General features: G+C 71.8%; 13 protein-coding genes and 1 pseudogene. 6 read left to right on the top strand and 8 right to left on the bottom strand.

Annotated features, from left to right (window positions below; translation table 11 throughout):
- A pseudogene (locus AB0M54_RS29395) lies at positions 1-331 on the bottom strand (hypothetical protein); the annotation flags it as partial.
- A 215-nt stretch (positions 332-546) separates the two neighbouring features.
- Between AB0M54_RS29395 and AB0M54_RS29390 the strand changes: the two are divergent.
- From AB0M54_RS29390 to AB0M54_RS29375, 4 genes are read left to right on the top strand one after another with little or no spacing between them, the layout of a single operon-like run.
- A complete protein-coding gene (locus AB0M54_RS29390; protein WP_364474816.1) occupies positions 547-1272 on the top strand; it encodes a hypothetical protein in 726 nt (241 codons plus the stop codon).
- A gap of 17 nt (positions 1273-1289) precedes the next feature.
- Positions 1290-2573, top strand: a complete 1284-nt coding sequence (locus AB0M54_RS29385; protein ID WP_364474814.1) for a primary-amine oxidase — start codon at positions 1290-1292, stop codon at positions 2571-2573.
- Between the two features lie 55 nt (positions 2574-2628).
- On the top strand, positions 2629-3228 hold the full coding sequence (locus AB0M54_RS29380; protein ID WP_364474812.1) for a DUF305 domain-containing protein: 600 nt from the start codon (positions 2629-2631) through the stop codon (positions 3226-3228).
- Between the two features lie 46 nt (positions 3229-3274).
- Complete coding sequence (locus AB0M54_RS29375) at positions 3275-4183, top strand: NAD(P)-dependent oxidoreductase (protein ID WP_364317934.1); 909 nt, start codon at positions 3275-3277, stop codon at positions 4181-4183.
- 93 nt (positions 4184-4276) lie between these two features.
- Here the strand turns inward: AB0M54_RS29375 and AB0M54_RS29370 are convergent, their stop codons facing one another.
- The 5 genes from AB0M54_RS29370 to AB0M54_RS29350 all read right to left on the bottom strand — a co-directional run bounded on the left by AB0M54_RS29370 (position 4277) and on the right by AB0M54_RS29350 (position 13369).
- On the bottom strand, positions 4277-6355 hold the full coding sequence (locus AB0M54_RS29370; protein ID WP_364474824.1) for a S8 family serine peptidase: 2079 nt from the start codon (positions 6353-6355) through the stop codon (positions 4277-4279).
- Positions 6356-6472: 117 nt separating this feature from the next.
- On the bottom strand, positions 6473-9529 hold the full coding sequence (locus AB0M54_RS29365) for a hypothetical protein (RefSeq protein WP_364474810.1): 3057 nt from the start codon (positions 9527-9529) through the stop codon (positions 6473-6475).
- Positions 9530-9532: 3 nt separating this feature from the next.
- A complete protein-coding gene (locus tag AB0M54_RS29360) occupies positions 9533-11785 on the bottom strand; it encodes a hypothetical protein (protein WP_364474808.1) in 2253 nt (750 codons plus the stop codon).
- Between the two features lie 198 nt (positions 11786-11983).
- On the bottom strand, positions 11984-12937 hold the full coding sequence (locus AB0M54_RS29355; RefSeq protein ID WP_364317926.1) for a hypothetical protein: 954 nt from the start codon (positions 12935-12937) through the stop codon (positions 11984-11986).
- 126 nt (positions 12938-13063) lie between these two features.
- Positions 13064-13369: a hypothetical protein gene (locus AB0M54_RS29350; RefSeq protein ID WP_364474806.1), complete on the bottom strand. Its 306-nt coding sequence runs from the start codon at positions 13367-13369 to the stop codon at positions 13064-13066.
- A gap of 188 nt (positions 13370-13557) precedes the next feature.
- On the opposite strand from AB0M54_RS29350, the gene AB0M54_RS29345 reads away from it, so the two are divergent.
- A complete protein-coding gene (locus tag AB0M54_RS29345; RefSeq protein WP_364474804.1) occupies positions 13558-15822 on the top strand; it encodes a caspase family protein in 2265 nt (754 codons plus the stop codon).
- Here AB0M54_RS29345 and AB0M54_RS29340 read toward each other — a convergent pair.
- The gene (locus tag AB0M54_RS29340; protein WP_364474802.1) at positions 15804-16511 is read right to left on the bottom strand and encodes a class I SAM-dependent methyltransferase; all 708 of its coding nucleotides are present in this window, start codon (positions 16509-16511) and stop codon (positions 15804-15806) included. The genes AB0M54_RS29345 and AB0M54_RS29340 overlap by 19 nt on opposite strands.
- Positions 16508-17626: an alpha/beta hydrolase gene (locus tag AB0M54_RS29335; protein WP_364474800.1), complete on the bottom strand. Its 1119-nt coding sequence runs from the start codon at positions 17624-17626 to the stop codon at positions 16508-16510. The genes AB0M54_RS29340 and AB0M54_RS29335 overlap by 4 nt, the downstream gene beginning before the upstream one ends.
- A 253-nt stretch (positions 17627-17879) precedes the next feature.
- Between AB0M54_RS29335 and AB0M54_RS29330 the strand changes: the two genes are divergently transcribed.
- Complete coding sequence (locus AB0M54_RS29330; protein ID WP_364474798.1) at positions 17880-19100, top strand: sensor domain-containing protein; 1221 nt, start codon at positions 17880-17882, stop codon at positions 19098-19100.

Genomic DNA, 19100 nt, shown 5'->3' with positions numbered 1-19100 from the left:
CGGCGAGGTAGCCGGCGACGATCTCCTTGGCCGGCTTGCTGCTGGCGGTGGTCAGGAACCCGTCGAGGCGGGCGACGCGCCGGGCCGTCCCGGTGGCCGGGTCGATGTCGACCAGGCCCTGCGTGCCGAGGCCCTCGTGCAGCTTGGTGACGGCGGCCGGCTTCTTCGCGGTGCGGAGCGCGGTGAGCGTACGCGCGTCCGGGGTGCGGGCGTCGAAGTTGGCCCGTCGCTTCTGGTTGTGGTGGGCCGCGGCAGCGCCGGGGACCGGGTCGGGGGCCGCGGACGCCGATGCGGGGACGGCGCCGATGCCCAGGACCGTCGCGGCGAGCACCGCGACGGACCTGCGTGAACGTGTGGATGAGATCAACGTGGCTCCTTAACGGAATCCAATTTGGATCAGCCGTTGGCGAGCCTACAACTTCCCATTGAGCAAGATAAATAGTTTTGCCTGTTTAGACGGTGATCTCGGCGGATCTCACCGCCACCACACTTACCGATTGGCATTCTTCCGTGTCGATACCGCAGTTCAGGGAGAGGCAACCGGCAGTGGGTAGTTTCAGAAAATGGGCGTGGGGCCTGGGCATCGCGTCGGCCACCGCCGTCACGGCGTTCAGTGTCGCGTCCTGGCAGGCCAACGCGGCGCCGGACCCGGGTAAGCCCGGCGTTACCGCAGATCAGCCCAAGGTCTCCGACCCGCAGGCGGGTCCGGAACCGGCGGCCGGGGTGGGCGCCGACGCCCTCACCGGCGACGAGGTGAGCCGGGCCCGGACCATCGCGCTGACCGCCGAGCTCAAGGCGGGCGCCACCGACGTCACCGGAAAGGGCGGCCCGGAATACCTCACCGCGCAGATCGCCGAGGACGGCGACCGCCGCGCCGACGTCTATTTCTACGACTACCGAAATGACAGGCTGGTCAAGCAGGTGGTTGACCTGAAATCGGGGAAGGTGGCCGCGTCCTACGCCGCCGCGGGCATGCAGATGCCGGCCTCGGAGCAGGAATTGTCGACCGCCTTCGACCTGCTGCTGGCCGACCCGGCCGCGGCCGAGTTCAAGAGCGCCTACCGCAAGGCCACCGGCAAGGACTTCGCCGGCAAGGGCACGGTGAAGGTGACCGCGCACGTCTTCAAGGCCCGGCACGCCGACGCGGGCGCCGCCCAGTGCGGCAAGCACCGGTGCCTGCAGCTCGTGGTGGAGAGCTCGGACAACACATTCATCGACATCAACCAGTTCATCGTCGACCTGTCCGGGCGCAAGATCGCCCGGCTGAGCTGAACCCGGGGCAGAACAGCATGACGTACCGCATGAGGGCGGCCTTTGTCACCGCCTTGATCACCGCCGCCGGGCTGGGGGTCTCCGCCGCGCCCGCTTCGGCCAAAGCTCCGGCGGCGCCCTGCGCCCCCGAGTCGACGGTCCACGAGACGCTGCCCAACGGCACCGTCTGGGACCTGTGCTGGCGCATGGACGAACGCGCCGGACTGATCCTCGAGAACGTCTCCGTCGCGTACGCCACCAACCCGGAAGCCGTCCAGGTGCTCCAGTCCATCCGGCTGGCGCAGCTCAACGTGCCCTACGACTCCGGCGACACCGAGTACAACGACCTCACCGACTACGGCTTCGGCGGCGGTGACCTGGAGACCCTCAAGAGCGAGGACTGCAAGGGCGGCTCGGCCCGGACCGGCTCCGACGGGTCGGCCGAGCCGCGGCGGCGCAAGGTCCTCTGCGTCAGCGCCGAACGCTCCGGGCTGGCGTACCGCCTGCACAGTTACGACTTCCCCGAGGGGGCCGAGGAGCCGACCGAGACGATCTACTCCAAGCAGGGCCACGACCTGGTGCTGCGCGCGATCAGCAAGGTCGGCTGGTACGAGTACGTCACCGAGTACCGGCTCCAGGACGACGGCGCCATCTCGGCCCGCCTCGGCGCGACCGGCGACCTGTCGCCCGGCAACTACTACAACGCCGACCAGGGCTGGCCGATCGGCAAGGGCGCCCGCGACTTCTCCGCCATGCATTACCACAGCGCGTTCTGGCGGGTCGACTTCAACCTCGCCGGCAAGGGCAAGGAGATCGTCGAGCAGTACGACACCAGGACCGACGGCCAGGGCGAGATGGCGGCCAAGCTGACCACCTCGCACCAGACGATCGCCAAGGAGGGCAGCTTCACCAAGGCGAACCAGCGCTGGTGGCGGCTGGCCAGCCCGTCGAGCAAGAACGCCGACCGGCACCGGCGCTCGTACGAGCTGGTCACCGAGGGCGGCGACAAGTACGAGGGGCACCCGGAGACCCAGCCCGACGTCACGTTCACCAACGGCCACGCCTGCGAGATGTTCGCCACCGGCAACGCCGACCCGGAGTGCCCGCGCCGGCAGACGATCCTGGACTTCACCTCGAACAACGAGGACCTGAAGGACCCGATCATGTGGGTGCGGGTGGGCTTCCACCACGTGCCGCGCGACGAGGACCAGAGCCCGATGCCGCTGCACTGGCAGGGCTTCGACCTGCTGCCACGCGATTTCACCGCCCAGAACCCGCTGACCCCGGATGGTCGTAAGGACGTCAACGGCCAGCCGCGGTAACAGCGAGCGATGGCCGGGCCCCGCCAGGCCCGGCCATCGCGAGGGGAGTGCTCCATTGCGTTTTCACCGGTACGCCGCCCTGGCCGTGCTGATCGCCTCCGGCCTGCTGGCGACCATCCTGCACCAGAGTGACCCGCCGGCCGCCACGCCGGCGCCGGTCGGGCAGGTGGTCGCCCCGCCCACCGTTGCCGACCTGACCTTCGCCCGGATGATGGTCAGCCACCACGAGCAGGCCGTACGGATGAGCCGGGCGCTGATCGCCAAGCCCGGGGTGCCCGAGCGGGTCGGCGCGATCGCCGAGTTCATCGCCCACGACCAGCAGCGCGAGATCGACGAACTTACCAACTGGTTGGTAGCTTGGGACGCCGGCGGCGCACCGGCCGGCGGCCACGAGCACGGTGGCGCCGGCATGCTCACCGAGACCCAGCTGCGCGACCTCGACCGCGCCCCCGGCAACCGGGCCGCGCCGATCTTCCTGCGCCTGATGATCGAACATCACACCGGCGCCATCACGATGGCCCGCGACCTCCTGACCGGCGGCGGCCGCAACGTCTTCACCCACCGCATGGCCAAGCACGTCGTCAACGAGCAGACCGACGAGAACACCGCGATGACGGCCCTGCTCCGCGACGACGCCGTCTGGCGCCGGGGCTGACCCGCTAGCGTTCTCCCGTGGGGGAAGCCGAGGACGAGGAGAACGCGTGCGGACGGTAGTCGTGGGTGGAAGCGGCCTGATCGGGTCGCGGGTGGCCACTGTGCTGCGTGAACGTGGCGGCGAGGTGACCACGCTGGCGCGGCGGGCCCGGGCGGGCGTCGACCTCGCGCGGCCGCTGGAGTCGGCGTCGCCGGCCGAGTTGCGGGCGGTGCTGGCCGGGCACGACGCCGTGGTGTTCGCCGCCCGCACCGACGAGCAGCGGCCGATGCGCAAGCCGTTGCACCCGGAGTTCCGCCGGGTGATGGTCGACCCGGTCGTGCGGCTGTTCGCCGCCGCCCGCGAGGAAGGCCTGACCCGGGGTGTGATCATGGGCTCGTACTACACCTACTTCGACCGGTTGCATCCGGAGTGGAGGCTGGCCGAGCGGCACACGTACGTCCGGTGCCGGCTGGAGCAGGCCGCCGAGGCGCGGGCGGCGGCCGGGCCGGGGCTGCCGATCGCCGTGCTGGAACTGCCCTTCATCTTCGGGCCGGGCACCAACTGGGCCGGGCCGCTCGACAACTGGGCGCGGTCGCGTGCGCCGCTGTTCGCCCCGACCGGCGGCACCGCGGCGGCGTCGGCGGCCAGTGTGGCCGAGGCGGCGGCCGACGCGCTCGACCGGGCCGACGGCTCCGACCTGCCGATCGCCGACGAGAACCTCACCTGGCGGGAGATGATCGGCCGGATCGCCGCCGCGGCCGGCCGGCCCCGCACGGTCGGGCGCCTGCCGTCCGCCGTGGCCCGGGCCGGCTCCCGGCTCGGCGGCGCGCTGCAGGCGTGGCAGGGCAAGGGGACCGGCCTCGACACCGGCCACCTGGCCGACCTGATGCTCCGCGACCTCTATGTCGAGCCGGTCACCGGCCGGTCCCTGGACGCCGCCGTCGCGGAGACCTTCACCCGGGAGCGGGAGCGATGAGCCGGGAGGCGTGATGGACGACGAGCCGTTCATGGGCTTCGACCTCGACCTGCGCGGCCCGGGTGGCCGGGTCCGCGAAATGGTCGCGGCGGCTCAGATCAGCACCGTCACCGTCACGGCGTTGGTGCGGTAGGACGCCCGGAACACGTGGCCGCCGGCCAGCAGCAGGCCGCCCTCGGGCAGGCCCCGGAACCGGCCGTGCAGCGAGCTGCCGCTGAGGACCGTCAACACGGTGCCCCGCTTGAGCTTGCCGCGCACGTCCAGGCTGAGCTTGCCGTCGAGCACCAGAGCACCGTCGGCGCGGGCGCTCGTGTAGTCGTCGTTGCCGCGAACGGTGATGGCGACCTCGGCGCCGCGGCCCAGGCGCACGTCGCCACCGGCGGTCAGCACCCGGCCGGCCGCGCCGGCCCGCCCGGCCTCGGTGGCGGTCAGGCCCGGCTGCACCGTTCCGCCGGTGACCTCGATGTCGCCGGCGGTGCGGCCGCTGCCGCCGAGTGCTCCGCCGCGTACCCGGATCGAACTCGCCTGCGAGCCGACCACCGAGAGTTTCCCGCCCAGGACCGTGCTGTCGCCCTGCCAGGTGTTGTCGCCGGTGAGGATCAGGGTGCCGGCGCCGCGCTTGGTGAGGCTCCCGACGTGGGCGCGGGTCCGGCGGGCCTGCTCGCGCCGGGTGCCGGTGGCGTACTCGAACCGGTCGGCCTCGCTCGCGCCGGCCGGCAGCCCCCGGGTCCAGCCCTTCGCGACCTTCGTGGCCTGCCAGGCGGCCGCCTCGTCGGCGTCCTCCTGCTGCCGCGCCCGGATGGCGACGTCGGAGATGTCGTTCGACCACACGTCGGTGACACCGTGCGTGTCGACGTCGAAGCGGCCCAGCAGCTGACCCGGACCGTTCATGGCCTCCCGCAGGCTCGGCGTGTGCCAGCCGTTCCGCGCGTCCGGGACCGCGACGATCCGGCCGGCCGACGGGTTCGGGACCGGCAGGCCCGCCGCGTCGCTGATCGTGCTGTTCTGCCGGCCGGTGGTGTACATCGTGTAGAGCGCCTGCTCGTTCGTCAGGTAGGGGAACCGCTGCATGACCAGCGCCAGCGCGCCGGCCGAGTGCGGGGCCGACATCGAGGTGCCCGAGTAGTTGGCGTAACCGGCCTGCGGCGTGCCGTCGGGGCCGACCGTCACCACGGTGCTGTTGATCAGGGTGCCCGGGGCGGTCACGCAGGACCACTTGGCCACGCCGCACTGGTTGAACCGCTGCTGCCCCGGCGCCAGCACCGACCCGTCCGGGTTGAAGGTGCGGCCCACGTCGGAACGGAGGCCCGAGGTGGTGAACCATCGACCCTCCAGGGCGGGCAGGAAGTACGGCGCGGTGCCGCGTGGCGTCGGGTTGGCCACACCGGCGTTGCCCGAGCTGAAGCCGATGATCGTGCCGTTCCGCGCGACGTCGAAGGCCCCGTTGATCCAGTGTTGCCTGGTGCCGTTCGAGTCGGGCACACCCTCGGGCAGGGCCAGGTTGCGCCAGGCCGAGACCAGCCCCTCGTAGGTGTTGTAGTTCTCCTGCGCCGGGGCGCTGCCCCAGCTGCTGCTGACGATCCGGACCGGCTTGCGGTTGGCCGTCCGGGCGCCGGCCACGGCCCGGTAGACGTTGGCGAGGTAGGCGTTGTCGGGGATCTGCGCCTCGGTCGCGCCCGGCGGGATCTGCCCGTACAGCACCGCGTCGGTCTTGTGGGTGTTGCCCAGGTAGACGTTGCCGTTGAACGCGACACCGTGCATGTTGACCGGGTCGGCCACCCCGTCGCGGGTCGCGCCGACGGTGCCGCTGACGTGCGTACCGTGGCTGTCGTTGAACGCCGGGTTCCACAGCCCCGAGGTCGGCTCGGTGCGGCCGCCGCGGGCCACCACCGGGACGAAACGGTTGCCGTGCTCGCGCTGATGTCCGCCGTAGAAGCCGGAGTCGACCAGGCCGATGTTCATCCCGCCGCCGGCGAACCCGGCCGCGTAGGCGTACTCGGCCCCGATCGACACCAGGCCGTTGTCGGACAGGAACTCGGGGGTGCGCCAGCCGGCCGGGTCGCCGAGCCGGCCCGGGTCACCCTCGTACGAGGTGATCGGCGGCCTGGGCGACGGCTGCGCCAGCGCGGGCGACGCCGCGACGCTGAGCACCACAACCGGCGCCAGCCCCACGATCAACGCTGACTTCCTGAGGTTCCGTTGCGACATCCGAGTCCCCCGCTCTGGCCGAACCTGCATCGACGCCCATCGTTGCACGTTTCGCGTTGCCGGGGGGTTTCTTTGATCAATTCAGGGACGTAGCCGCAGGTCAGCGAGCGCGTAGAGGGTGTAGGCCAGCCCGAGCGGGTTCCCCTTGGCGAGCAGCTCCAGCCTGGTCTCGCGCAGGGCTTGGCCGGCCGGCAGGCCCGGTGATCCGGCGAAGCGCCGCAGGAAGCCCCGGCCGACCTCGGTCGCCAGCTGCTCCCACACATCGATCTCGGTCCCGATCAGACCGCCGGCGCCGCGGTCGGTCACCAGGGTGGTGATGAACGACGACAGCGTCTTCGTGCTGAAACCCACCGTCCGGCAGCCGTTGACGAACACCAGCGGACGCCGCCGGAACGGCGTTCCGGCCAGGTCCGCGGCGGCGAGCAGGCCCTCCGGCTGCTCAGGCGCGCGGACGCGGAGCACCTCATCGATGTCGTCCGGACCGGCATGGCAGTAGAGGTAGAGCAGGTCCAGGTTCAGGTCTCGCAGGAGGCGGCCCCGGAGCTGATCCCGGTCGCCCTCGCGCCAGGCGAGCCCGCCGCCGGCGAACACCGTGGCGGCGATGTCGTCCAGGTGGCGTTCGGCCTGGATGAGGTCGCTGTGCAGGCCCGCACCCACCAGCGTGGATGTCCCGTCGCCGATCACCGTCGCGGCGGAACCGGCGGGCGGGATCTCGATGACGTGCCGGAAGCCCCAGAAGTGGCGGGCGCAGGCGACCGTTTCGGGCTCCACGGCGGGGCGGGCCGGGTTGGCCTCGTGCAGGGGGCACTCCGGGTGCTCGCCGCAGCGGGCCACCAGCCGGCCGCCGGTGTCCAGCGCCCGGCAGGCCACGTGCTGGACCGGGCGGCCCGCCGTGGTCCTCCGCCGGTTCTTGTCGTACGGGCGGTCGTAGATCAGCGCCCAGGGCATGACGTGATCGACGAGCAGGTGGCTGACCGACAGCACGGACCCCGCGGGCAGGCCGGCCCCGAGAGCGTCGGTCACCTGCCGGCGGAAGACCGGGGGCACCGTCTTCTCGTACAGCGCCCAGCCCCGCCAGGCCATCGCCGCCATGGCCGCGTCGAACCGCCCGTGGGCATCCCGGTTGTCGTCGTCGAAGCCGTACCGCCAGTCCTCCTCGTTCGACCCCTCGATCGGCGGCGTGGCGATCTTCGTCAAGGTCTCGCGGGCGGCGCCGACGTGCTTGTCGATGTCCGCGTCGATCCGGGCCTCGACGTAGAGGTCCGGGCCCTTGAACATCAGCACATGAGCGTCGTCGACGGTGTTCGCCGTGACGCTCAGCGGACGCCGCTCGACCTCCGGCAGCTCGCCGTCCTCCTCCGGCGTGAGCCGGTACTCGAGGTAGGCATGCCAGGTCAGGTCTTCCTCGACGGTCGTTCCGAGCACCTCGCCCAGCAGGGCCCGGCGCCGGCCCGGCCGCTCCTCACCGGCGTCCGGCACCGCGCCGACGAGGATCGATTGCAGCAGGACGTTCTGGTGGTAGACGCACACCCGCAGCCGCCAGGCGTCACCTCGGCCGGGATCGATCCGGAACCGGACCTCGTCCGTCGGCCCGGACCGGGGCAGCCACAGTGGCTGCACCTGTTCGCCGAGCACCCGGGTGGTGAGCCCGGCGATCGCGACGTCCAGCCAGGCGCCGGTCTGCCCGGGGGTACGGAAGATCGCCTCCTCGAGGATGCCGACCGCCCCGGCGACCCGGATCAGTTCGTCCGCCGGGCCGATGCCGACGCTCACCGTCACCGGACGACGGGGACGCAGGCCGCCACCGTGCTGGGGCACGGCGACGGCGGTTCCGTCGGCGTCGTCCTGGAAGAGCCGTGGTGTGACGTACCGGGCCCCGCCCTGGACCGGCCCGACCGGGGTCATCGCGGGCACGCGCAGAGAATCGCGCAGGTCGCGCACCACGAGTTCCATGGGAAGCACACCATCTTGCTCGTGGAGGTCGAAGGAGGCGCTGTCCCATCGGGCGACGAGGCCGGTCGCCGCCGCCCGCCAGGCGGTCAGGGTGCGGTCGAAGGACTGACCCGGGTGCCTCTCGGCGAAGATGGCCAGGCGGGTCGCGTCGGCCGGCCCGATCTCGGCCCGGTCGGTGAGCCGGCGCGCGAGGTCGACGGCCGGGCGGAACGTCCGGGACACCCGAAGGTCGTCCACCCGGCCCTGGCCCGCGGCGAGAGCGAACGGGAGTCGTCCGTCTCCGCCGGGCTCCCAGGTCCGGCCGGGTCCGACCATCCAGTCCAGGGGACGGTCATGGACGATGTACGAGTAGACGATCGGCAGCCATGCGGTGGCCGGGGGCTCGATGACCAGCAGCGCGGGACCGCCCCGATCGGTCAGACGCCGGCCGAGGGCCCGGGCGGTGTCCGCCGCGGCCGGCGTCCCCGGGGCCAGCACCACCAGCCGTACCCGGTGGTCGTGGCAGAGCCGCTCGAGCCAACCGAGCGTCCAGGGTTCCCGCGGATCGGCGGTGCTGACGGCCCGGCACGGATCGGCCCACTCCGGCGGACTGAGCTCGAGGATGTCGATCGACGGCCAGGCCGAGGATGTCCACCACCGGTCGACCGTCTCCGCCGTGCAGGAGCCGGTGCGCAGAATCAGGTCCTGGCTTCGCCGGCTCCAGCCGATCCGCTGCCGGAGCGGACCCGGCAGATCCGGTGGATCGTCGCCCACCTGCAGGATGCGCAACGGCAGCACCAGCGGCCAGTTCGCGGCGCGGGACGGCGCCTCGCTGGTCCGGACCCACGCGGCCGACGTCAGCCAGGACGTGCTGCGGGCGAACGGCCGCAGCAACTCCTCCCAGGGCGCGGAGGCACGCTCGGGGCTCACCACCAGCTCGATGACCGGCAGGAACTCCTCGTAACGGCTGGGGAACCGCCGCCGCCGGCTCTCCCCGGCCACGCGGTCCTGCTCCGCCCACCACTCCCGGACCGAAGGGCCGAAGAGCGGGTTGGTGTCGCTCGACCACCACTGAGGATCACGGTTCTCCTCCGCTCCGGGATCCAGCCGGACCCACCGGTTGCCGAACCGGAGCGTGGTCCCGCCGTTCCTCGTCGCGCCGATGTGGATCCGGAAACTGTGCCGCCGGTAGGTCAGCTCGGGCATGGGTCAGGCCTCCGCGATCTTCTTGCGCAGCCCCTCGATCCCGTCGGATGCGGCCCCGCCGACCTGGTAGAGCCCCATTCCCCAGAGGAAGGCGGTGATCTGGTCCATCGGCGTGCCCCAGATCGGGTTGTTCAGATAGAGCGCGACCAGTCCCAGGGTCACGGCGATCGCGGTCAGCACGGCGAACGCCAGGCCGTCCCCGGCCGTGAGCCATCGCCGGTTGTTCGAGTGGACCTGGGTGGCGGCGGCGAAGGTCGCGGGATCGGGGGTGGAGGTCAGCGTGATCGGCTCGACACCGGTCTGCTGGGCCGACATCTTCTGTCCGGCGGGCGTCGGAACCAGGTTCAGGTAGTCGGCGACGAGGTCGTCGTAGGCCTGGTGCGCCGCGCGGAGCCGGAAGGCCGCGGCCATCTCGATGATCGGGCCGGCCCGATCGGCCAGGCCTTTCAGTTTGTCCTTCTCCTCCTGGGTGGGCGCCGCGTTGGCCAGGCTGACGGCCTTGTCGCGCACCTGGCGGGCCATGTCCTGAAGCGCCTCGGCGTAGATGTCGTCGATCACCATCTGCCGCGGCGATCCGGTTCCCGCCGTCGCCAACCGACGTTTGGTCGCGTTCTGCCAGGCCGCCCAGGCCTGAGCCTGGTAGCCGAGAGGGGGTTGATTCCTGGCCAGCAGGGCGTCGACCTGCTCCGCGCGATGCCGCGCCACTCCGGCGTCCAGCAGGTCGCGGGCGTCGTTCAGGTGGGTCGCGGCCTGGTCCTCGGCCGCGGTGTCCAGCCGGGCCGGTTGGAGGATGACGGCCTTCGCCGCGTCGAGCTTCTCCGCCGCCGCCGCGCTGCCGCTCCGGTCCGCCGTCAAGGCCACGTCCAGCCATTGGTCGAGCAGGCGGAGCCGGGTCCGCAGGTCGGTCACGGCCGCCTCGAGATCGGCCGGGTCGCCCGGCCCGTCAGCCCGATTCCGGAGGTTGCCGATCATGGAGCGCACGCGGTCGACGACCGGGCGGCGGGCGTCCGGAAGGTCGCCGCGGGCGTCCAGGACGCGCTGGAGCTGTTTGTCGAGAGCCTCGGCGCCGGCCCGCACGGCGATGCGGCGCCGCCCGCCCTTCAGCCACCAGCGCAGCACCCAGGAGACGAGGGTGCCGAGCAGGATGAACATGGCCGCCTGCAGCCATGAGTTCCGGACCAGAACCTTGACCGTCGCGTCGACCGGGGCGGTGCCCGGGGATGTCCCGCGCAGGCGGACCTCGTACTTTCCCGCCTGCCGCAAGCCGCCCAGCGAGGTGGTCACGACCGCGGTGCCTCGTGGCCCGGTCTCGAGCGCGGTGACCGGCTCGTCCTTGCCCGCCAGCCGCAGGACCGGCTCGTCGTACGTCGATTGCAGGGTGGTGCCGTTGTCGTCGAACACCACCTCGCGCACCTGCACCGGGTCGAGGCGGCCGCGCTCGCCCGCGGTTTCGCGGAAGGTCACCGTGAAGACGGCCCGGGCCGGGCAATGCCAGAACTCGAGGCACGGGTGGCGGACCGCGCGCACGGCCTCGGCCGGTTCCACGACGACGGTCTGGGCGCCCGCCGTCCGGGTGATCGTGATCGTGGTGTCGAGCCCGCTCGCCCGATCGGTCCCGTACGCGAAGCTCATCGTCGCGGTGTACGACCCGGCCCGCGCCAGCGTCGCCCTCAAGGTCAGCGTGCGCCGCTGGCGTGCGCCGAGCGTGACCGCCGAGCCGTTGCCGATGGGAGCGCCGTCGATCGACAACTCCAGCGGCACCTGTGCCGACGTCCCGTCCTGCAGCGGCGTGACCGTGAGGACGGACTCGACCGGGGTGGCCGAATCCGAACGCAGGAGCACGTCGCGGCTGAAGGCCTCCCGATCCTGGTCGAACGTCAACCCTCCGCCGGCCGCGCCGACCACGGTCAGAGCCTGCGCGTCGGCGCGGACGATCCGCAAGGTCGTGAGCGGGTGCGTCGTCCCGTCGGCCTCGGTCAGATAGACCGGGACCCGCACGTCGCGTGGCTCGGTCAAGCCGGTCACGTCGGCGTGCAGCAGCGCGGCGCCGCCGGCCGGCGGCACGGTGACATCGGTGCCGCCGGTGGCGTTGGTGATGGCGACGGCCAGGTCGCCGGCGGTCGCCACGATCGAGACGTCATCGAGGGCGGCCGGGCCGGCCTGCCGGACGAAGAAGTCGAGCCGGCCCTTCTCGGCGCCGGCCTTCACCCGGAGTTCGAGTTCGGCCGTGCCGGGGCCGTCCGGCGTCGTCGACACGGTCGGGTTCTCCGGTTCCCCCGCGGACGCGATAGGGGCCGGAAAAGCGCCGATCATCAATATCAGGCAGACGGTGAGAATGGCGAGACGCTGGCATCGCCCCGGAGCATCAGCCGACATGGGAATCCCCGACCTCTGCGGCCCATTGGTGGGCTCAGTATGCACCACCAGGAAGGCCCGGATGCCCCTTTTCGATGGTTAGCCCTGGGGCACGGCCTGGCGGGCCGGCCAGCGCCGGACACGGTCGTTGATCCGGTATTCGAGGATGTACGCGTCGGGGAGGAACGGGATGCGGAAGCCCTGGTCGGCCGTGTACTTGACGTAGGCGTCCTCGTTCATCCACCTGGTCAGCCAGTAGGACCGTTGCGGGCCGGCCGAGAAGGCGGTCTCCATCGTCACCGGGTTGATCAACGAGAACTCGAGTTCCAGGCCGAGGTCGGGGGCCGGCCACCACACGCTCCGGTCGTCCAGGGTGGCCAGGCCGGTGGCGTAGAACGCGTTCAGCTGGGGCGGCAGGAACGGCAGGGACGACGGGAGGACGCGGCCGGGGTCGCGGCGGTAGATGCCGACCTCGGCGCCGATGCCGCCGGGGAACAGGGGGTTGCCGAGGAACTTCTGGCACCACCCGCGCCAGAGCTGGATGACGATCGGGGTACCGTCGACCACGTCCTCGATGACCGCGGTCGAGTAGCCGGGCCATTGCAGCGCCGTGAAGCAGGGGAGGCCCTGGCAGAGCAGCTTCCACCGCTCCGAGGTCTCCACGTAGGAATAGCCGTGGCCGTCCTCGGTGCGCAGGGTCGGCACGTTGAAGTTCCGCACCGTGCTCGTCGCCCAGAGCGCCTTGCCGGCCCGGTCGTAGATCACCAGGTTGCCGTCGTCCTGCAGGACGACCTCGGCGCCCGGGCGCCCGTTCGTGCCGCTCGCCCACAGCGGCTGCCCGGCGGCGCTGATCGCCACCAGGTTGCCGTCACCCTGCATCACGAGCCGGGTCACCGGCCGGCCCTGGGTGTTGCTCGACCACAGCGGCCCGCCGGTCTGAACCCGGTAGAGAACGACGTTCCCGTCGCTCTGCACGACCAGCTCGAGCCAGCCGCTCGCCGAGAGCAGCCGCTCACCCGTACGCAATTCCTGACCCGATGTCAGACGATTCATTTCCGTCCTCCGGTAATTCCTGGTGCAGTCGTGGAATTAGAGCCGGAAACGGTCGTGAGAAATGCGCGTCTGTCCGTGATCCGATATTTGAATCTCGCAAGGAAAGGTCGGCCGAAAAGATGAGAATTACTCGCCGGCGGAGATCCTCAACAGAGCATTGCCGCCGAGCAGGACGACCAGGCCCACGGCCACCAGCCCCCAGGCGATCCCGGTTCGCCGCGCCGACAGCTCGGGGCTCGGCGCGACCATCGCGCGCACGGCGAAGACGATCGCGACCACGTTCACCGGGATACCCACGGCCAGCAGGCCGATCACCGGCCGCGGGGCGCTGCCCTGCGCGACAAGCAGCGCGAGCATCAGCGCCGGCCCGATCGCGAACACGATCGCGGCGAGGCCGCCGACGAACCGCAGCCTCCGGGCCGGATCATCCATGGGCACATGCTACGGGTGAAGAAAGGGTCACACCGAGCGCGGTTGTCGACGCCGGCGAGCATGTGCGCCGGGTCGGTGTCGTCCGGCCACACCGGCTGAGTCGGCATGCTGACGCAGGCATCGGCCGGTGCGATGGTTGGTCGCTAGGCTGAGGATGACGTCAATCCAACGCTCCGTGACGAGGTCCCATGCGCGAGCAGCCGGCGACCCAATTCGTGCTGAGCCTTGCCGCCTCCGACGACGACGCCTTCGATGACGCCTCCGATGCCGCCTCGGCCGACGCTCGGGACGGTGCGGAGGTCATCGAGGCGATCGCCCTGGAGCTGCGGGCCGAGTTGGCCGACGCCGGCGCCCTGCGGGTGGACCGGATGCCGGTCGCCGGGGCGCCGGACAACACGCGCGGGCTCGAGATTCTCGCGATCTGCGCGTTCATCGTCACGGTGGTGGAGGCCGGCGAGGCGCTGGGCCGGGTGGTTGCCGCCCTCCGCCGGGTGGTCGACCGCCACACCCGGCGCAGACAGCGGGTACGGGTCACGATCGCCGGCGTCGAGGTCGATCTGTCGGCCGCCGACGACCAGGTCACCGCGCAGATCGCGCGGGCGCTGCGGTCGCTTCCGGCTCAGACCCCGACCGGCGTACGCGAAGCGCTGGTCATCGCCAACTCCCGTTACGACGATGCCGAGCTGGCGCAACTGCGGTCACCCGGTCACGACGCCGAGGCGCTGGCCGGCGTCCTGGGTGATCCCGCGATCGGCGGATTCACCGTGGAACTGCTGATGGACGCGGACGAGCGGACCATCCGCCGGCGCATCGCCGCCTTCTTCGCCGACCGCGACCGCGACGACTTGTTGCTGCTGCACTTCTCCTGTCACGGCATCAAGGACGTCCGGGGCCGGCTGCACCTCGCGGCCCGTGACACCGAGCTGTCCGTGCTCGGCGCCAGCAGCGTGCCCGCGAGCTTCGTGCACGACGCGCTGGAGGAGACCCGGTCGCGGCGCGTGGTGTTGATCCTCGACTGTTGCTACAGCGGTGCCTTCGCCCGCGGAGCGTCGGTGCGTTCCGGCAAGGACGTGCACATCGCCGACGAGTTCGGGGCCGGCAGCGGCCGGGTCGTGCTCACCGCGTCGAGCGCCACCGAGTACGCGTTCGAGGGCGGCGAGCTGACCCAGGCGCAGGGCCGGCCCTCGGTGTTCACCGCCGCGCTGGTCGACGGCCTGCGGAGCGGCTCGGCGGACCAGGACGCCGACGGTGAGATCAGCATCGACGAGCTGTACGACTACACGTACCGCCACGTGCGTGACCGCACGCCGGGCCAGACGCCGATGAAGTGGAGCTTCGGCGTCGAGGGCCGGCTGGTGGTGGCGCGGAGCGTCCGCCCCGCCGCGTTGCCCGAGTCCGTGCTGGGCGACCTGGCCAGCGACCGCGTGGTCCTGAGGCTGGAAGCGGTCCGCGTGCTGGCGCGGTTGACGGCCACCGGCCAGCCGGGGCTGCGCGCCGTCGCCTCGGAGACGCTCGCCCGCGTACGCGACAGCGACGACAGCATCCAGGTCCGCCGGGCCGCCATCGCCGGTCTGGCCGGGAACGTTGTCACCGAGGCGCCGGCCGACGGCAGCGAGGACGCCCCCGCTGCCGCGCCGATCGCTCCCGCCCGGCGAACCGCTGCGCCGGAGCCCGATCGGCCCGAACCGGGCCCGCCGGCCCCGGGGCGTTCCAGCGGCCTTCTCCTCGCCGCCGGCCTGCTGCTTCCGATCAGCGTCCTGCTGCACGCGGTCGGCAGCTACGGGCTCAAGGACGCGGCGTACGTGGACGGCTGGTACTACGACCTGATCTGGGTCGTGCAGCTCGGCGGCGCCGGTCTGCTGCTGGCCACCCGGAACGCCCGCTGGACCTGGTTCCTCATCGGGGTGCTGGCGTGGTCCTGGGTGGACCTCGCCCCGACGCTGCACAGCAGCTCCCAGTCGTACTTCGGGGACGCCTGGGGATTCGTGGTCACCGGCGACTTCCTCGCCATGGCCGTGCAGCTGTGCCTGGTCGTCGCGGTGGTCCGGGACCGCACCCTGGGGATCCGTCCTGATCGGCGCGCGGTGGCCACCGCGGTGACGCTCGCCGCGCCTGCCCTGACCACGAGCCTGCTCCTCGCAAAGCTGATCTATCAGGCGTGGGACCTGGGCACCGACCAGGGCGGCGCGCTGCGAACCGTCGCCGGAATCGTCTGCGCCGCCGCGATACCGGCGGCCGCGTGCGCCGTGCGCTCGGAACGCGCTGCCATGTTCCTGCCGATCGGGTGGCTCGTGGGCGGCGCCGAGCTCGCCCTCACGGTGTTGATCAATATGTCTCGCGACGGGTTCTCCGACACCGGCCCGAACCGGGTGATCATGTTGTGGATCCTGCTGGTCGCCACCGCCGCCGCGGCCGTCGTGGTGCGAACCCGCCGTCAGCGCGTGGTGAAGTAGATCATCGGGTTCGGAGCCGCCCGGTGCAGGACCTCGTCGAGTCCGAGCGAGCGCTTCACGGCCGAGATCTCCTCGAACACCGACGGCGCCGCGGTGGCCGATGCGGTGAAGTGGCCGTTACCCCGGCGTACGAGCCAGTCGAGGACGACGCGGCCTTCGCCGAAACGGCCGCTGTGCCGGTGGTGGTAGACGTCGTGGACGCTCACCGGGACACCCGCGTTCACCTTCTCGAGCAGATCGGCCACGTACCACCGGGCGAACCGCGCGGTGTGCGCCGCGTCGATGAACAGATGGTCGATGGTGGACGGCTGGAGATCACCTCCGGTGCGGGCGTCGCCGTGGTGGAACGTCCAGCGGTCATCGGACAGATCACCGGGAATGGTGCCGAGCACGTGGTCGACGAGGTCGTAGGAGTGCAGGTGACCCGTTCCGTTGTCGGCCAGCGCGCGCAACAGCCAGGAGGTCGACCAGCCGTGGAAGGTCCCGATCTCGACGACCCGGGCGGGCCGGTTGTCCCGCACCAGGAGATAGGTGATCTCAGCCTCGATGTCGTCGAGCTTCGGACGCATCCCGCGTTTCGCGGAGAGCAAGGCGCGTTGCGCGTCGCGGGCCACGCCCAGGTCTTCCGCGTACGCGCGGTAGAGGTTCAGGACGGCCTCCAGGTCGATGATGGAACGGGTGCTGGTCAAAGCGGTCTCCTTCGAGGTTGCCGAGCGGATGGGTACGAAAGATGCGTGTCGCCGAGGGCGATGCGGGCCATCGCTCGCAGCGCCGAGTTGCCCGGCACGAAGTAGCCGTCGTGGCCGTCGACGTCGGCGCACGGCAGCGGAAGGGCGCCGAACGCGGGATCGATGGGCAGGCGGCCGTGCCCCAGGCCGAGCACGCGCACACCGGGGACCCGGCGGATCCAGTCGTCCGGTGCGCTGCCGGCCCACACCCGGGCGGTGGTGCGGAGCGCCGATCGATCGGTCACACCCATGCCGGGACTGCCGATGGCCACGATGCCGGTGACCTGACGCGTCATCCGGGGCGCGGCGAGCCCCGCGACGGTCGAGCCGTAGCTGTGCCCGATGACCGTGATCGCCAGGTCCGGTCGGCCGAGCACGAGGCCGTCGAGGAAACGGTTCAGGGCGATCGCTCCGGCCGCCGCGCGGTCCTCGCGCAGCGCGTCGCGCCGCACGCCTTCGGGTGGGTCATAGCCCAGCCAGGCCACCACCGAGAGGTGAGCGGCGGGATCGGTGTCCCGGATCTGGTCGTGCAACCGCCGCGCCTGCCAGGCGAGCGCACGCCGCTGGACGCCGCCGTGACCGGAGTCGAAGTTGGCCAGCTCGTCATCCACGCCCGGCACGAGGATCACCAGCCGGGTGGCGGCCCGCAGGTCGCCCAGGACCTCGACGACGCGCCCGTCGTCGCGGCCGTCGAAGGCGAGGATCTGGCGGCCCCGTCCCGGTGGGTACCGCTCGCGGTTGGCCGCATATCGCAGAACCGCCGGCGCGCCGTCGAGGTTGCCCACGATCTCCGGATATCGGTGGCCGAGCGCGGTGGCGTCGCCGGCGCTGAGGCCGGCGAAGAACGTGGCCACCCGCGCCGGCGTCGCTGTGCGGGGATCCGGCGGAGCGAGGGGATCGGCGAGCCAGCCGGCCATCGTGGCTCCGGCGGCCACCGGAGTCGATCGCGCCGGACCGATCAGGTCGCCCGCCACGCCGAACCCCAGGGCGGTGACGGCCGACACCACGACCTTGAGCACCGACCTCATGACGCTCGCCGCCCGGGACGGGCCCGGGGACGTCTCCACTTCTCGCATGCCGTCGAGCCTGGACGGCGACCGGCGTGGGCACAGGCGGGCAGGCTCCCGCGGATCGTTACGGATGTCCGCACCCGGCGCCATCGTGCTGGCCACACCATCGACGGGGTGGTGCCACGAATGCGCCGGCTCACATCCGGGAGGACCGTGAGCTGGTCACGTTCGTAGCTCCCGGAACAGGATCGAGGAAGCCGGCATGAACGGTCGGTCGGCCAGGGTCGACAATGGCGGGATGCCAGCGAGGGTGTTGTCCGTGGCCGGTCGGGCCGTGGTCGCCCGCCGGTCCTGGACCGGCCTGGCCTACCTGCTGCTGACCGTGCCGCTGGATGTGGCGGCGGCGATCATGCTGCTCGTCGGTGGGTTGCTCAGCACGGTCCTCCTGATCACCCCGCTCGGCCCGTGGCTGCTGGCGCTGCTGCTGCGGGCCGCGGCCGCCCTCGGTGGGGCGCGGCGAGGCCTGGCCGGCCGGTTGCTGGACGAGCGAGTGCCGGCGCCGCCCCGATCGATGAGGCCGGGCGGGCTCCTCGGCTGGCGCCGGGCCGCGCTCACCGATCCCGCGGCCTGGCGGGCTCTGGCGTACGCGCTGGCCAAGCTCCCGGTGGGTCTGGTGTCACTGGTCCTCGGCGGTGGGTGCTACCTGTACGGGCTGACGCTGCTCACGTACATCCCGTTGCAGGAGCACTCGCCCGAGCCGTGGGAGATCGTCGTCTGCCTGGTCGGCGGCGTGCTGTTGCTGCTTGTCGCCCCGTGGATGCTGCGGTCCGTCCTCGCCCTGGACCGGATGCTGATCCGGGGGCTGCTCGGGCCCAGCAGTGCCGTGCGGCGGATGACGGATCTCCGCGAGGTCCGTGACCGCGCGGTGGTCGACGCCGACGCGACCCTGCGCCGGATCGAACGAGACCTGCACGACGGCGCCCAGGCCCAGCTGATCGGGGTCGGCATGCACCTGACGATGATCGAGGAACTGGTGGCCGCCCAGGCGCCGCCCGAGCGGGTCCGGGCGGCCGTCGACACCGCCCAGGGCGCCCTCACCGCCGCGGTCACCGACCTGCGTGACCTGATACGCGGAATTCATCCACCGATCCTCGACCGCGGATTGAGCGCCGCCCTGGCGACGGCGGCGGCCCGCAGCACGGTACCGGTGACGATCAGCGCTGATCTGCCCTGGCGACCGTCACCGGCCGTCGAGAGCATCGTCTACTTCTCCGCGTGCGAGCTGCTCACCAACGTCGGCCGGCACAGCGGGGCGAGCAATGCCACGGTCGACATCGCGATCTGTGACGATGTGCTGGTGCTCCGGGTGTGCGATGACGGGCGGGGCGGCGCCCACCCGCGAACCGGCGGCGGTCTGGCCGGGCTCATCGAGCGGGCCCGGATCGTCGACGGCCGGCTGGCGGTCGAGAGCCCGCCGGCCGGCCCCACCACGGTCACCGTCGAGATTCCCTGCCCGGCCGCGGGCCGAGAGACCGGATAG

The sequence above is a fragment of the Actinoplanes sp. NPDC051470 genome, assembly GCF_040682035.1.
In the GTDB taxonomy this organism is placed as follows: Bacteria; Actinomycetota; Actinomycetes; order Mycobacteriales; family Micromonosporaceae; genus Actinoplanes.
This window is presented reverse-complemented; position numbering and strand designations above follow the sequence as displayed.

Excerpts from the sequence above, each read along its gene's own strand:
- AB0M54_RS29385 (WP_364474814.1), top strand. The coding sequence starts at position 1,290 with ATGACGTACCGCATGAGGGCGGCCTTTGTCACCGCCTTGATCACCGCC.
- AB0M54_RS29365 (WP_364474810.1), bottom strand. The coding sequence starts at position 9,529 with ATGCCCGAGCTGACCTACCGGCGGCACAGTTTCCGGATCCACATCGGC.
- AB0M54_RS29355 (WP_364317926.1), bottom strand. The coding sequence starts at position 12,937 with ATGAATCGTCTGACATCGGGTCAGGAATTGCGTACGGGTGAGCGGCTG.
- AB0M54_RS29350 (WP_364474806.1), bottom strand. The coding sequence starts at position 13,369 with ATGGATGATCCGGCCCGGAGGCTGCGGTTCGTCGGCGGCCTCGCCGCG.
- AB0M54_RS29345 (WP_364474804.1), top strand. The coding sequence starts at position 13,558 with ATGCGCGAGCAGCCGGCGACCCAATTCGTGCTGAGCCTTGCCGCCTCC.
- AB0M54_RS29335 (WP_364474800.1), bottom strand. The coding sequence starts at position 17,626 with ATGCGAGAAGTGGAGACGTCCCCGGGCCCGTCCCGGGCGGCGAGCGTC.